Below are 12,604 nucleotides of genomic sequence, written 5' to 3' on the forward strand. Positions count from 1 at the left end.
TTATAATTTTCACTTTACTTATTTTACTTTTTGTTTTTTATCAGTGGCAACACTTTATGGTTTTTTCACCCTTTCACTATAGAGATGAGCATTTGTGTGAAGCATGTACGCTGCTGAGTATGACAACAGATGACGGGGTAGAGCTTGAAGGTGTAGTGTATGAACCAGAGTATCCTCATAGTACACTGCTTGTATTTGTAGGAAGAAGCCATGATGCAGTTGGGCTTATCAATAGATTTGCAAAGCTCTATCCGCAGGTGAGAATCATTACATTTAACTACCGCTCTTATGGAAAAAGCGAAGGTGTGCCCAATGAGAAAAATCTTTTGCAAGATGGTCTTAAAATCGCGCAGCTTATCAAAAAAAACTATGGAGACTTTTATCTGCTTGGTTTTTCCATAGGCTCAAGTGTAGCAGCCTATGTAGCTTCTAAAGTAGATGTCAAAGCACTTTTTTTAGTAGGTGCTTTTGATTCCATACCCTCTTTGGCAGCGAAAAAATTTGGTATTAATGTAGCAGCTATGATAAGATATAAATTCCAAACGAAAAAGTTTATGCAAAATGTGCATGCAGCAAGCTACCTTTTTGTAAGTCGTGATGATGAAACAACATACATAGAAAATGCAAGAGCACTCAAAGAGAGTATAAATAATCTTGTTTATTACGTTGAAATTGATGATTTACACCATAAAGGGTTGTTGTGGGATGAGAGAGTGGTAGAAAAAATAAGGGGAGTGATACAATAATGGAGATAGGATTTTTACTTAAGAAGTTTATATCATTTTTTATCGAGCCGGTTGGTCTTATTTTAACGCTGCTCGTTCTTGGTATCTACTACTTTTATGCAAAAAATGAGAACAGAGCTGAAAAGTTCTTCTTGAGTTCGCTTTTTTTACTCTTTTTATTTTCCTATCCTCCTTTTGCAAACTATCTTGTATCAGGTTTGGAGAATCAATACTCTAAGTATGATTATAAACAGGAAGTAAAATTCATTCACGTACTGGGTAATGGGCATGATACCGATGAAGCACAGCCACTATCATCACAGCTTACAGATGCTTCTATAAAAAGAGTAGTGGAGGGTATTGTTATTCATAACAAAATGCCAAACTCAAAAATTATTTTTACAGGTTTTGAAGGCAAAACAGATATTTCCCAAGCATTGATGAACGCAAAAATGGCAGAAGCATTAGATATCTCAGGTGAAGATATGCTCATTAACCCTTTACCAAAAGATACAAAAGAAGAGGCATTGTTTACCAAAACAGTTGTAGGCTCAGAGCCTTTTGTGCTTGTAACATCTGCTTCTCATATGCCACGCGCCATGATGCTTTTTGAATCACTCGGCATGCATCCAATAGCAGCACCAACGAGCTTTTACAGAAGTGAATTTAGAGGCTACCTAAGAGTTCCAAGTGCAAATGCTTTATATATTTCAACGATTGCTCTCCATGAGTATATTGGAATTTTATGGGCAAAGTTAAAGTCACTCTTTTAGAGTAACTTTTTCATCAGCTCGATATGATACGACTCCTGATAGTTGATAAAGTCGAAAAATTTTGAGAGTTTTTCATCTTTGATGGAGTCACTGAGCTCTTTACACATCTCTTTTGCAGCTTCTTCTTCTGCTATGCCGTCTTTTACAAATTTGTCCAAATCTTTAACAACATAGGTCATCTCATGAAGCTCACGCGGGAGTGCAAGGATGCCGAGTTTTGCCATCATATTTCCAAAAGATTTGAGATGGAAGTGTGACTCATCGACAAGGTCTTGAAAGACATTGAAGTGAAGCACATTTTTTGTGCGTGCCTGCATGTATGCATAGACTAAAATGAGTTCATACTCTTTGTAAGACTCTTCAAATAAAAAGAGTGTCAGTGCATCGACTTGACTCTGGTCCAGATCTTCCCATTTTCTCTCCATATTAAAAGCGGTCACTTTGGCATCGTTTGCAGGATTAGCAAGGAGTTCAGAAATATACTGCAGAAGATAGGTATCGTCTGTTTTGATGCGCTCTCCTAGGATTGTATCAGGGTAAAGCGCTTGCGTAGCTTCTATCTCCTCTTTGAGTGCTTTTAGTATCTCAAAATTACTTTCTCGTTTTAAAAGCGCCATTTCTCTGTCGTAGTTATAATCTTTGCCACTCTCTAAGATATCATTGCCAAGCCATTTCATATGGCGGAATGCGATTTGTGAAAAGTCATAAAGACGTGATTTGATTGCTTCATCATTGATCGCAAAAGATGCAAAAAGGATGCTGAGCCACAGCTCATGTTTTTTTTGATATGTTTTATTTGTCATTTTTTTCTTCCTCTTCCTATGGTACTTCACAACTCTTTTTCATTTTTAAGAGATGCAGTTCTTCATTAGCACCGTTTTGTCTGTTTTCATAGTTTTTGAGTGATGCTATAAAGGCAGTAAAGACGATATCTGCACAGACCTGCTGTTGTGCCGAGAGTTTACCCAGTTTGTCATGCATCTTTTGAATCGCTTTTTGTGCATAATCAACATCATTCTCTTTTATCATCTCTGTAAACATTGAGCCGATAACGACGGTATCTTGACATCCGTTTGTAGCAAATTTTACATCTTTTACTATTTCATCTTCGAGTTTTGTATAGAAAATGACATACTCTTTTGTCTTTTCATCGAGTGCTACTCCAATGCCGTCTGCATCATCGAGTTTTCCATAGTTTTTGGGATACATAAGATGTTCCAGAGCTTCTGGAGACATTCCTTCGGGCATCTTTACATCTTCAAACATAGCCATCCTTTAATATTTTATTTTTGCGAGATAGAGCCCGTTTGGTGGGGCTGAATCTACTTTGTGGTTTGTGTCACCGAGTTTTTCTATAATCTCTTCTTTACTTAGTTTTAAAAGTGAGCCAACCATCATTCGAATCTGGCTTCTTAAAAATCCGTTTGCTTCAAAGTTAAGTATTATATACCCTTTATGCTTATAGGCAAATGCTTTGTATATCATTCTGATGGTTGTATTTTCATCACTGCCGTTTTTCTTGAAGTGCTTGAAATCATGCTCACCGAGAAAGAGCTGCATCTTATGGTGCAGCATCTTGACATCAAGTTTCTCTTGGGAGTATGTTACAAAGTCAGCCTCAAAAGGGCTAAGTGGCGTATCTTTTAAGATATAACGATAGACTCTTTTTTTTGTTGAATATCTGGCATGAAAATCATCACTTACCTCTTTGACACGAAGTATACGAATGGAAGAAGGAAGCATAAAATTAAGAACTCGTTTGAGCTTTTGCGTGTCACTCCAGTAAGGAGGCAGATCAAAGTGACACACCTGTCCTGTGGCATGAACACCACGGTCTGTTCGACCGCTTACAATGACTCTCTGGTCAATTCCGAGTCGTAAAAGGGCATTTTCAAAAGTACCAAATATCGTAGGTGAGATATCTCTTTGAATTTGAGAGCCGTGATAGTGGGTACCGTTGTATGCCAGTGTAACAGCTACTCTCATTAGAACTTTCTTACTATTGTTCTTCTATAAAGCAGATAGCTTCCAAAAAGCCACCCAAGAGAAACGGCTGCAATGGTGTAAAATCCAAGGTACTTCTCTAATGCCAAAAGTCCGGAGTAGTAAAAGAGAATCGTTAAAAACAAAAAGAGATAAATCTTCGATTTTTGATGTCTTGTGTGAACGACACCGAAAGAGACAATCAAAAAGAGTGTAACGAGTGGAAAAAGACTCATCAGTGAGTTTCTGATAAACAGGTGTTTCTTTCGTCCGTATCCCTCTTTTGAGAGCCAGTACTCAAGCGGTTTTTTGTAGTTCATCAAGTCCGCTTTCATGGTGTCATTTATTAGCATTGTGTTAAAGTTTATTTGGGAAAATTTCTCTGTTGAGTAACTGTACCCTTCACCCTGCGTGAGCTTGAGTCGTAAAATCCCTGCATCATTAATGACCTCTGCCTTTTTTGCAGCAATGAGAATCTCCTCTTTTTGTTTTTTGTTAAAAAGAAAAACTTTCTCAAAAGTACCGTCTTCATTCTTTTTACCGAGATACAAAAGCCAGTCTCCAAAGCTGTTACCAAACTCACTTGCAGAGAGGTTGAATTTTGCTTCACTCTTTTTGTAAGAGACAAAGTTTTTCGAGAGTACTGTTGCGTGCGGGTCAATAACCAAAAAGTTAAAAAACATAACCAAAGAGAGCAGCAGTGCAGGCCAGAAAAATGTTCTTACGATAAAAAACGGTTTGATACCCAGGGAAAAGAGCACAATGATCTCATTGTCATTTGAGAGCTTAAAGAGTGAGAGTGTCGCAGCTATGAAAAAAGTAATCGGCAGTGTATAAAAAAGTAGCTGCGGTAAGATGAAAATATAAAGCTTTGTCATCTCCCAAATCGTTAGCTGTATAATGGCAGTATATGCTGCGAGTTTGATCAAAAAGATAACAGACGCAATGGAGAACAGCGGCAAAAATATAGAGAGAAAAAGAGATGAGAAGTTACTCAGTATATATTTTCGTAGTCGCTTCATCAGTAACTAGCCTTGATGTAGTCCATAATTTGTGAATCATAAAGAAAGACGATAAAAGTAGCCATTGCTAAAAAAGGCACATAGGGTACGCGTTGTTCTTCAGCTGAACGTCCAAGAACAAGCAGCATTACAGGCAGTGCCAAAAGGGCAGATAAAAAGATAGCAACAAGACCAAGTTGTATACCAAGAAGAGCCCCCATAGTAGCTGCTACCATAATGTCGCCTTCTCCCATGGCTTCGATAAATGGTGTTCTATCATAGTGTCTGTTCCAAGTTGTTTTTGTCTTGAGACCTGCTCGAAAAACAGAAGAGGTCAAGTAGTATGAAAGTGTAAAACGCAGCAGAGTAAATCCACCGGTAAAGAGTAGGGCATTTTGAAAGTTATGCACAACACCATCAACATTCCATGCACCAAAAACTGCAAAGAAAATTGCCAACAGATTAAGTGAGTCCGGAATCATTTTATACTTAAAGTCAATGACTGAGAGTGCAAGTAGCATTAAAAAACTCATGGCAATGAAAAAAGAGGCAAAAGAGAGGCCGTATTTAGAGGCTATTGCTAAAAAAACAAATCCGGAAATCAGCTCTACGATTGGATATTGAACAGATATCGGAGTTTTACAGTAAGCACACTTTCCTCGCAGTAAAATCCATGACAAAAGAGGAATGTTGTGCCATGACTTGAGTTTATTACTGCAGTGCACACAGTGTGAGCCTCCAAATACAATGCTCTCTTCTTTGGGTATACGAACAATGATTACATTTAAAAATGAACCGATAAGAAGGCCTAAAATAAAAGAAGTGATTAGAGTATATTCCATTATTTCAGTCCTCCAAATCTACGTTCGACTTTTTTAAACTTTTTGATGATTTTTTCCAACTCTTTTGTACCAAAATCCGGCCAAAGAGTGTCAACAAAAAAGAGCTCTGCATACGCTGCCTGCCAAAGCAAAAAGTTAGAGAGTCTTTTGTCTCCTCCGGTACGGATGAGCAGGTCGACATTATGTTTACAGTCAAGTGCATTAGAGAGTATTTGTGTTGTAATGTCTTCTTCAACACTTCGCAGTTTGTTCACAGCACGGATAATTTCATCCTGTGAGCCGTAATTGAGTGCCAAAGATTGTACAAGTCCGTCACAATGTGCTGTTTTTTCTTGAACCATAGCAATCGTTTTTTGCAGTGATTTTGAAAAGGCACGAATATCGCCGATAGGTTCAAAACGGACATTATTCGCAAGATAGACTTCAAGTTCATTTTTGAGATAGTTATCAAGCAGTTTCATTAAAAACTCCACTTCAAGGCGTGGACGTTTCCAGTTCTCAGTTGAAAAAGCATAGAGAGTAAGACGTTCTATCTCTTCATTATTGGCACAATACGTTGTTATCTCTTTAACAACTTTTGCTCCGGCTTCATGTCCTTTGACACGTTTTTTGCCTTGAAGTTCTGCCCATCTTCCGTTTCCATCCATAATAATGGCTATATGCTTTGCTCTGTTCATCTACTTCTCTTGGAGGCTTTTTGCACTCTCTACTATTTCAAAAGAGAGAGAAAGTTTGCCATTTTCTGGTAATGATGTAACTTTATCTTTTGTAATGAACTCTATCTTATTTGTAGAGCTGCCAAAGCTTGAAGAATCCTCTAAAATATTCAAACAGACGGCATCAAGTTCTTTGACTTTTAACATTTTTGAAGCATTATCGATAGCGTTTAGTTTATCCATCTCTGCTTTAAACCCAATGGTTGTTATACCATCTTTATCGATTGAATCCAGTATATCTACATTTTTTTTGAGTTCAAGCTGCCATTCATCGCCAAGAGACTCTTTTTTGAGTTTTCCGGCCTGTTCAAATTTTGGTACATAGTCACTCACGGCTGCTGCCATAAAAAGGTAAGGCTTTTTCTGTATAAGATGGATATGCTCATCACGCATAAGTGTTGGTTTAGAGAGTTTACCTTTTTTTGCGATGCGAATGGAGTCAACAAGATACTCCAGCATCTCCGCTGAACTTTCAACATCAATTTTATGCATATTTTCGGGAAGTTCACTGTCAAATCTTGTTGCTATTAAGTTCACATCGGCACCTTTGAGATAAAGGGCAACAGCCAGGGCACTTGCCATTTTCCCACTTGAGAAGTTTGAGAGATAGCGGACATCATCAATCTTTTCAATTGTACCGCCACCGGTTACTATAACGCGTCTGTCAGACCAAAATTCATCTTTTAAGAGTTCTCGTGCACTCTGATAAAAAATATCGAGCGGCTCTGCCATTGCACCATCACCTGTTGTTTTACATGCGAGCTCTTTTACCTGTGTATCTAAAATCGTGTAGTTTGCAATACCGAGCATTTTAAAGTTGGCTTGTGTGATTGGGTTTTGCAGCATATTTGTATTTGCTGAGGGTGCTAAGATTTTCATACCTGAGTATGCAAGTGCGCACTGGAGTAAAATATTGTCTGCGATGGCATTGGCAAGCTTTGCTACAGTGTTCGCAGTAGCTGGAGCGATGACCATAATGTCTGCCCATTGTGTGATTTTGATATGGTTGAAGTCACTTGACCAGTCTTCATTTGTATCATCTAAGACTTTGTTTGATGAGAGTGTTTCAAAAGTAAGTGGTGCAACAAATTTTTTGGCACTTTCACTCATGACAACACGCACTTCAGCTCCTGCTTTTACAAAGAGACGAACGAGCTCAAGTGATTTGTATACAGCGATGGAACCTGTCACTGCTAAAAGAATTTTTTTATTTTGAAGTAAATTTTCTGTGATATTCATAAAAAACTTTCTAATTTTTCTTGTATTTTAGCGAAAAATTCTTATATTTGACAGGGAAGGGTAATATACTTGATTCTAAAGATAGAATATAGGTATAAAGTTAGAATAGAAGGAATATTAATGTTATAAGTGAGATTAAAGAGTATTTAAAATATCAATTGATTGTTACTAGAATATACAATTAGATGAAAATATTAAGAAATAAATCGGCAGGAATGGAAAATTTTGCTCTCTCTGCATTACAATAAAAATAGATTAGAAAAAAGGTAAGATAGATGACAAAAACACTTTTAGAAAATATAGAGTCAATTCCGGCACTTCCTGAGTCAGTTCAAGAAGTTGAGAGAATTTATCAAGATCCGGAATCTACATTTGAGGATATGCAAAAAGCCATAGAAAAAGATCCGCTTTTGACAGCTAATATCCTTCGTATTGTAAACTCGCCTGCTTATGGAATGAAAAGTAATATAACAAGTATCAAGCAGGCAATCTCTCTTCTTGGAAAAGATGCAGTAAGAACTTTTGTACTTACGAGTGCAGTTGATTCAAACTTTGAGATAGATCTCTCTCCATACAATATGACAAAAGAAGAATTTGCACTGGCATGTGACAGACAACTTGCACTGACCATTAACTGGCTTATCCGTAAAGAGTCAAAAAATCTTGGAGTTTTGGCACCGGCGGCATTTTTAGTAGATATCGGTCGTGTGATTATCGCTAAAACACTTGTAGAAGATGGTAAAGTTGACATTATTCAAAAAGCGCTTTTAGCAGGTAAAGATATCGCAAGTGCTGAAAAAACGGCTTGTGGAGCACAAACAACTGATGTAACTGCAACACTCTTTCACAGATGGGGACTTGATCCGGAAATCGTACATATTATCCGCTATAGTGATGACCCGGAGGGTACAGGGCCGGATGAACAGAGAATGGCAGCTGAGTTAAAAGCTGTACGTGAGACAGTATTGCCAAATGGTGAAATAACGGACGAATCAATTGCAACAGCAAAAGAGACCATAGAAGAGTTTGGTCTTGATATGGATGCTTATGAAAATGCTTTGGAAAAAGTTTTAAATTCCTAAAATCTCTTGAAAGAGTGCTTTGTATTTTTGTAGTTTTTCATCAAGTTTCATGCTTGCGTGAGCCGGAGATGTAGAGGGAAGGAGCACTTTTCTTATTGCAAGATGTTTATATTTTGTATTGAAAATCTGCTCTGCCTTTTTGCCTGTAAAAGCAATAAGTTCAATGCATGGATACTCTTTTAAAAGCCCTTCAAAGTCATTTACTTCTATATTTTTCAGATTTGTATCACTCGAGTTGCCTTTTTCTCTTTGCAGACTCTTTGCACTGTCAAAGAGTGCAATATGGTATTTTTTACAAAGTTCGATTTTCTCTTCTTTTGTATCTGCTTTTTCATGAAATATCTTAGAGAGTATTGGCCAGAACTGATTACGTGGATGCGCGTAGTAAAATCCCTCTTGGAGAGATTTTATACTTGGGAATGAGCCTAAAATCAAGATTTTTGAATCAGGAAATATTAGAGGATCAAATGTATGATACTCTGTCATTTTTAAAAACTATTTCTTCCCAAAAAATTTATAATAAAAGTCTTTGACAAGACGCATTTTTGTACGGCTGAGAACTAAATTTCCACTAGCAACTGTACCACTAGTAACGGTTGATCCTGCTGCTATCATTACATCATCTTCGATTGTAACAGGAGCTATAAGTTGTGAATCACTACCGATAAAGACATTTTTTCCAATGATGGTTTTATATTTGTTCTTACCATCATAGTTACAGGTAATGGTGCCTGCTCCTATGTTTGTTCCCTCACTTACCTCTGCATCACCGATGTAGCTGAGATGTCCTGCTTTTACACCATGTAGCGTTGCTTTTTTTGTTTCAACAAAGTTGCCAATATGTGTATCTGTGATATGTGAGAGTGGACGAAGATGTGCCATCGGACCACAATCTGAATCTACCATTGTGCTATCTTCAACAACACTGCCTGCTTTGATATGAGAGTTTACAATTTTGCTTTCACCTGTGATACGACAGTTGTTCTCTACGATACATTCACCTTCAAAAACTACACTCTCTTCAATATAAATAGTATCAGGCAAGTGCATAATGACACCCGCTTCCATCCATCTTTTTTTAATACGGTTTTGCATAATGACTTCTGCTTCAGCCAAATCTTTTTTAGAGTTTATCCCTTTAAAGAAGGCTTCATCAACAAGGAGCGGAACGATGGAAGCTTCTTCTTCTTTTGCCATGGCAATAATATCTGTCAGATAGTACTCTTTTTGTGCATTATCATTGGAAAGGAAAGGAATATATCTCTCTAAGATACTGCGTGAGAAAGTATATACACCTGCATTTACCGTTGTAACATTGAGCTCAGCATCACTGGCATCTTTTTGTTCGACTATGTATTCAACCTCTTCATTACGAATAATTACACGGCCATATCCACTTGGGTCTTTTAGGTCAAAAATGCTCATAATAATGTCAGCTTCCAAAGAAAGAAAACCTTTAAGAGATTCAGCAGTTATAAGTGGCATATCACCGTTTAGTACCAAGACCTTGTCATGTTTTGGTGTGATATCCATCACAGCACCACCGGTTCCAGGATAGTTCACGGCATCTTGTTCAACGAAATTGATATCATCAAAATATTGTTCCATAGTTTTTACTACTGCATCTTTTTGATGCGCAATGACCACAGTAATATCATCAGAGATTTTTTTGGACTCTTTAATGATATGATAGAGCATTGGTTTGCCACTGATAGTGTGGAGTACCTTTGCTTTGTTTGATTTCATACGGGAACCTTTTCCCGCTGCTAAAATTACGATACTGATTGCTTCATTGTTCATTTTTAATCTTTTCTTATAAATTAATGATGGAATTTTACCATTTTTTACTTTTACTTCTCATTCATTTTAAGAATGTATAATTCTAAAAAAATATAAAGAGAATATTCCGTTGGAAAAAATCACACAAACACAACTTATTTTACTGACAAGCCTTTTTTTGGTTCTGTTTGATAACTACACATTTTTTGTAAATCTGACAAAAGTCTATCCACTTGGAGAAAATTTCGGTTTTGTTGCCTCAACAGCGATTGTTATTTTCTTTTTTACAACACTGCTTTTTTCTTTGGTCAGTACGAAATGGACTATTAAACCCATTATTATTTTGATTTTGATTGTCTCTTCTCTGACAAACTACTTTATGAACAGTTACAATGTTGTTATCGATGACAGTATGATTCGCAATATGATGCAGACAAATATCAACGAATCAATGGATCTGCTGACATTTAAACAGGTACTTTACTTTACGTTCTTAGGTCTGCTTCCTTCTATTCTGGTCTATAAAGTAAAGATTGATAACAGAGGCTTTAAAAAAGAGCTCATTTCGAGATTAAAATTGATTGGTATATCTATTGTTGTTATCGTTGGTATGATTTTCATTTTCTCCAAGCACTATACATCATTTGCAAGAGAGCATAAACCACTTCGTTTTACCGTTAATCCTGCTTATTGGATCTATTCAACAGGAAAATACATCAATAAAACATTTAACAGCGGACCGATAGTCGTAGAGCCAATAGGAGAAGATGCGAAAGTTGTTAAACCATCAGATGATAATCGTTCAAAACTTGTCATAATGGTTGTGGGTGAAGCAGCCCGAGCTGATCATTTTAGTCTTAACGGTTATGAGAGAGAGACAAATCCACTGCTTAAGAAAGAAGACATTATCAACTTTACAAATGTCAGCTCGTGTGGAACTTCAACAGCTGAGTCAGTACCTTGTATGTTCGCAGTTTATGACAGGGGTGATTATAACTACAAAAAAGGTATTACAACTGAAAATGTTTTGGATGTTTTAAAACATACGAATGACATAGCAGTTTTATGGCGTGATAATAACTCAGACTCAAAAGGTGTAGCACTGCGTGTACCGTATGAAGATTTTAAAATTCCAAAAAACAACTCTATCTGTATAGAAGGTGAGTGTCGAGATATTGGAATGATTCAGGGACTTGATGCGTTCATTGAAAAAAACAGAGGGAAAGATATTTTTGTTGTACTACATCAGATGGGAAACCATGGACCGGCATACTTTAAACGCTATCCAAAAGCCTTTGAGAGGTTCACACCGACATGCAAAACAAATCAGCTTGAAGAGTGTACGCAGCAAGAGATTGTTAATGCTTATGACAATGCAATTCTCTATACAGACTATTTTTTAAGTCAGGTCATAGAGTTTTTGAAAAAATATGATGAAAGTTATGACACTGCAATGATCTATATGGCCGACCATGGGGAGAGTCTTGGCGAAGGTGGTGTCTATCTACATGGTTTACCATACTTTATGGCACCTGATGCACAGACGCATATCGGTGCGATTATGTGGTTTGGTAAAAATATGAGTAAAAAGATCAATGCAGAGGCCTTGCGTGAGAGAAGTCATAAAGAGTATTCACAGGACAATCTTTTTCATACATTTTTAGGCATTTTCAATGTAAAAACAGACGTTTATAAAAAAGATATGGATATGCTCAAAAGATGACACTGAAGCGACAAATCATCCTCACATCATTGATACTTGCAGCAGTGATACTCTTTTTTGGTATAACAGATGTTGATCTTTATATCCAGGATATGTTTTATAACTTCTCGACACATAAATGGATTTTAGACTGGTCGCTGCAGCCTTATAGATTTATATTTTATGATGGAATTAAAAAACTGCTTATTATCATTGCAGCAATGTTTCTATTTGCTTTGATCTTTTTTTGGAAAAAACCACTCATTCAGAGCTATAAAAGAGGTATAGTTATCTTGATACTCTCAGCTATATTTGTACCGGTAATTTCAAGTGGGCTCAAAAGTCAGACAAATATGCCGTGTCCAAAAGATGAGAAGCATTACGGCGGCATCTACCCAAGAAGTGCAGTATGGCAAAGTTATTCGCAAGAGTTTAAACTGACACACAAAAAAAGTAAGTGTTGGCCGGCCGGACATGCAAGCGGTGGTTTTGCGCTTTTGAGTCTTTTTTTTCTCTTTAAAAAGAAAAAAAACAAAATTATCGGCTTGGGTATAGGAGTTGTTACCGGTTGGAGTATGGGACTTTATAAGATGATAATAGGGGATCACTTTTTCTCTCATACTGTTATTACAATGGTGCTGGCATGGCTTATAATTTTACTAATCGTAAAGTTGCTTGACTCTTTTCGTGTTTTAAAATTATAAAAAAAAACTCTTCATTTCCCTCTACATAATAATTTTTGTGGTATTATAATGTGATTAT

General features: G+C 36.9%; 14 protein-coding genes. 5 read left to right on the top strand and 9 right to left on the bottom strand.

Going from position 1 to position 12,604, the window contains the following annotated elements; translation table 11 throughout:
- The first annotated feature begins 56 nt into the window (after positions 1-56).
- Positions 57-746 (top strand): alpha/beta hydrolase, encoded by a 690-nt coding sequence (locus MNY27_RS03970; protein WP_246153786.1) that lies wholly within the window; start codon positions 57-59, stop codon positions 744-746.
- A complete protein-coding gene (locus MNY27_RS03975) occupies positions 746-1,498 on the top strand; it encodes an ElyC/SanA/YdcF family protein (RefSeq protein WP_152183003.1) in 753 nt (250 codons plus the stop codon). The genes MNY27_RS03970 and MNY27_RS03975 overlap by 1 nt, the downstream gene beginning before the upstream one ends.
- Here the strand turns inward: MNY27_RS03975 and MNY27_RS03980 are convergent.
- Genes MNY27_RS03980 through coaBC form a run of 7 tightly spaced genes read right to left on the bottom strand, consistent with a single transcriptional unit; the run spans position 1,495 to position 7,279 of the window.
- On the bottom strand, positions 1,495-2,301 hold the full coding sequence (locus tag MNY27_RS03980) for an iron-binding protein (protein WP_152183002.1): 807 nt from the start codon (positions 2,299-2,301) through the stop codon (positions 1,495-1,497). The two genes, MNY27_RS03975 and MNY27_RS03980, sit on opposite strands and share 4 nt — an antisense overlap.
- 16 nt (positions 2,302-2,317) lie before the next feature.
- Positions 2,318-2,764 carry an iron-sulfur cluster assembly scaffold protein gene (locus tag MNY27_RS03985; RefSeq protein ID WP_346391901.1) on the bottom strand — a complete coding sequence of 149 codons (447 nt, stop codon included), beginning with the start codon at positions 2,762-2,764 and terminating at the stop codon, positions 2,318-2,320.
- 9 nt (positions 2,765-2,773) lie between these two features.
- Complete coding sequence (gene truA, locus MNY27_RS03990) at positions 2,774-3,484, bottom strand: tRNA pseudouridine(38-40) synthase TruA (RefSeq protein WP_152183000.1); 711 nt, start codon at positions 3,482-3,484, stop codon at positions 2,774-2,776.
- Positions 3,484-4,503 carry an LptF/LptG family permease gene (locus tag MNY27_RS03995; RefSeq protein WP_152182999.1) on the bottom strand — a complete coding sequence of 340 codons (1,020 nt, stop codon included), beginning with the start codon at positions 4,501-4,503 and terminating at the stop codon, positions 3,484-3,486. Before MNY27_RS03995 ends, truA begins: the two co-directional genes overlap by 1 nt.
- On the bottom strand, positions 4,503-5,324 hold the full coding sequence (locus MNY27_RS04000) for an A24 family peptidase (RefSeq protein ID WP_152182998.1): 822 nt from the start codon (positions 5,322-5,324) through the stop codon (positions 4,503-4,505). The genes MNY27_RS03995 and MNY27_RS04000 overlap by 1 nt, the downstream gene beginning before the upstream one ends.
- Positions 5,324-6,001 carry a di-trans,poly-cis-decaprenylcistransferase gene (locus MNY27_RS04005; protein ID WP_152182997.1) on the bottom strand — a complete coding sequence of 226 codons (678 nt, stop codon included), beginning with the start codon at positions 5,999-6,001 and terminating at the stop codon, positions 5,324-5,326. Before MNY27_RS04005 ends, MNY27_RS04000 begins: the two co-directional genes overlap by 1 nt.
- Entirely contained in the window at positions 6,002-7,279 is a 1,278-nt protein-coding gene (gene coaBC, locus MNY27_RS04010; RefSeq protein WP_346391902.1) for a bifunctional phosphopantothenoylcysteine decarboxylase/phosphopantothenate--cysteine ligase CoaBC, read from the bottom strand.
- Between the two features lie 275 nt (positions 7,280-7,554).
- On the opposite strand from coaBC, the gene MNY27_RS04015 reads away from it, so the two are divergent.
- A complete protein-coding gene (locus MNY27_RS04015; protein ID WP_152182995.1) occupies positions 7,555-8,361 on the top strand; it encodes an HDOD domain-containing protein in 807 nt (268 codons plus the stop codon).
- On the opposite strand, the gene MNY27_RS04020 is transcribed toward MNY27_RS04015, so the two are convergent.
- A complete protein-coding gene (locus tag MNY27_RS04020) occupies positions 8,350-8,847 on the bottom strand; it encodes a DNA-deoxyinosine glycosylase (RefSeq protein WP_152182994.1) in 498 nt (165 codons plus the stop codon). The two genes, MNY27_RS04015 and MNY27_RS04020, sit on opposite strands and share 12 nt — an antisense overlap.
- Positions 8,848-8,856: 9 nt before the next feature.
- A complete protein-coding gene (gene glmU, locus MNY27_RS04025; RefSeq protein ID WP_346391903.1) occupies positions 8,857-10,161 on the bottom strand; it encodes a bifunctional UDP-N-acetylglucosamine diphosphorylase/glucosamine-1-phosphate N-acetyltransferase GlmU in 1,305 nt (434 codons plus the stop codon).
- Positions 10,162-10,270: 109 nt separating this feature from the next.
- Between glmU and MNY27_RS04030 the strand changes: the two genes are divergently transcribed.
- Both MNY27_RS04030 and MNY27_RS04035 read left to right on the top strand, forming a co-directional pair.
- Complete coding sequence (locus MNY27_RS04030; protein WP_346391904.1) at positions 10,271-11,863, top strand: phosphoethanolamine--lipid A transferase; 1,593 nt, start codon at positions 10,271-10,273, stop codon at positions 11,861-11,863.
- Positions 11,860-12,546: a phosphatase PAP2 family protein gene (locus MNY27_RS04035; protein ID WP_152182991.1), complete on the top strand. Its 687-nt coding sequence runs from the start codon at positions 11,860-11,862 to the stop codon at positions 12,544-12,546. The genes MNY27_RS04030 and MNY27_RS04035 overlap by 4 nt, the downstream gene beginning before the upstream one ends.
- Positions 12,547-12,604 lie beyond the last annotated feature (58 nt).

It is taken from the genome of Sulfurimonas sp. NWX79 (assembly GCF_039667035.1).
Lineage (GTDB): Bacteria > Campylobacterota > Campylobacteria > Campylobacterales > Sulfurimonadaceae > Sulfurimonas > Sulfurimonas indica.

Excerpts from the sequence above, each read along its gene's own strand:
- MNY27_RS03970 (WP_246153786.1), top strand. The coding sequence starts at position 57 with ATGGTTTTTTCACCCTTTCACTATAGAGATGAGCATTTGTGTGAAGCA.
- MNY27_RS03975 (WP_152183003.1), top strand. The coding sequence starts at position 746 with ATGGAGATAGGATTTTTACTTAAGAAGTTTATATCATTTTTTATCGAG.
- MNY27_RS03980 (WP_152183002.1), bottom strand. The coding sequence starts at position 2,301 with ATGACAAATAAAACATATCAAAAAAAACATGAGCTGTGGCTCAGCATC.
- MNY27_RS03985 (WP_346391901.1), bottom strand. The coding sequence starts at position 2,764 with ATGTTTGAAGATGTAAAGATGCCCGAAGGAATGTCTCCAGAAGCTCTG.
- truA (WP_152183000.1), bottom strand. The coding sequence starts at position 3,484 with ATGAGAGTAGCTGTTACACTGGCATACAACGGTACCCACTATCACGGC.
- MNY27_RS03995 (WP_152182999.1), bottom strand. The coding sequence starts at position 4,503 with ATGAAGCGACTACGAAAATATATACTGAGTAACTTCTCATCTCTTTTT.
- MNY27_RS04000 (WP_152182998.1), bottom strand. The coding sequence starts at position 5,324 with ATGGAATATACTCTAATCACTTCTTTTATTTTAGGCCTTCTTATCGGT.
- MNY27_RS04005 (WP_152182997.1), bottom strand. The coding sequence starts at position 6,001 with ATGAACAGAGCAAAGCATATAGCCATTATTATGGATGGAAACGGAAGA.
- coaBC (WP_346391902.1), bottom strand. The coding sequence starts at position 7,279 with ATGAATATCACAGAAAATTTACTTCAAAATAAAAAAATTCTTTTAGCA.
- MNY27_RS04015 (WP_152182995.1), top strand. The coding sequence starts at position 7,555 with ATGACAAAAACACTTTTAGAAAATATAGAGTCAATTCCGGCACTTCCT.
- MNY27_RS04020 (WP_152182994.1), bottom strand. The coding sequence starts at position 8,847 with ATGACAGAGTATCATACATTTGATCCTCTAATATTTCCTGATTCAAAA.
- glmU (WP_346391903.1), bottom strand. The coding sequence starts at position 10,161 with ATGAACAATGAAGCAATCAGTATCGTAATTTTAGCAGCGGGAAAAGGT.
- MNY27_RS04035 (WP_152182991.1), top strand. The coding sequence starts at position 11,860 with ATGACACTGAAGCGACAAATCATCCTCACATCATTGATACTTGCAGCA.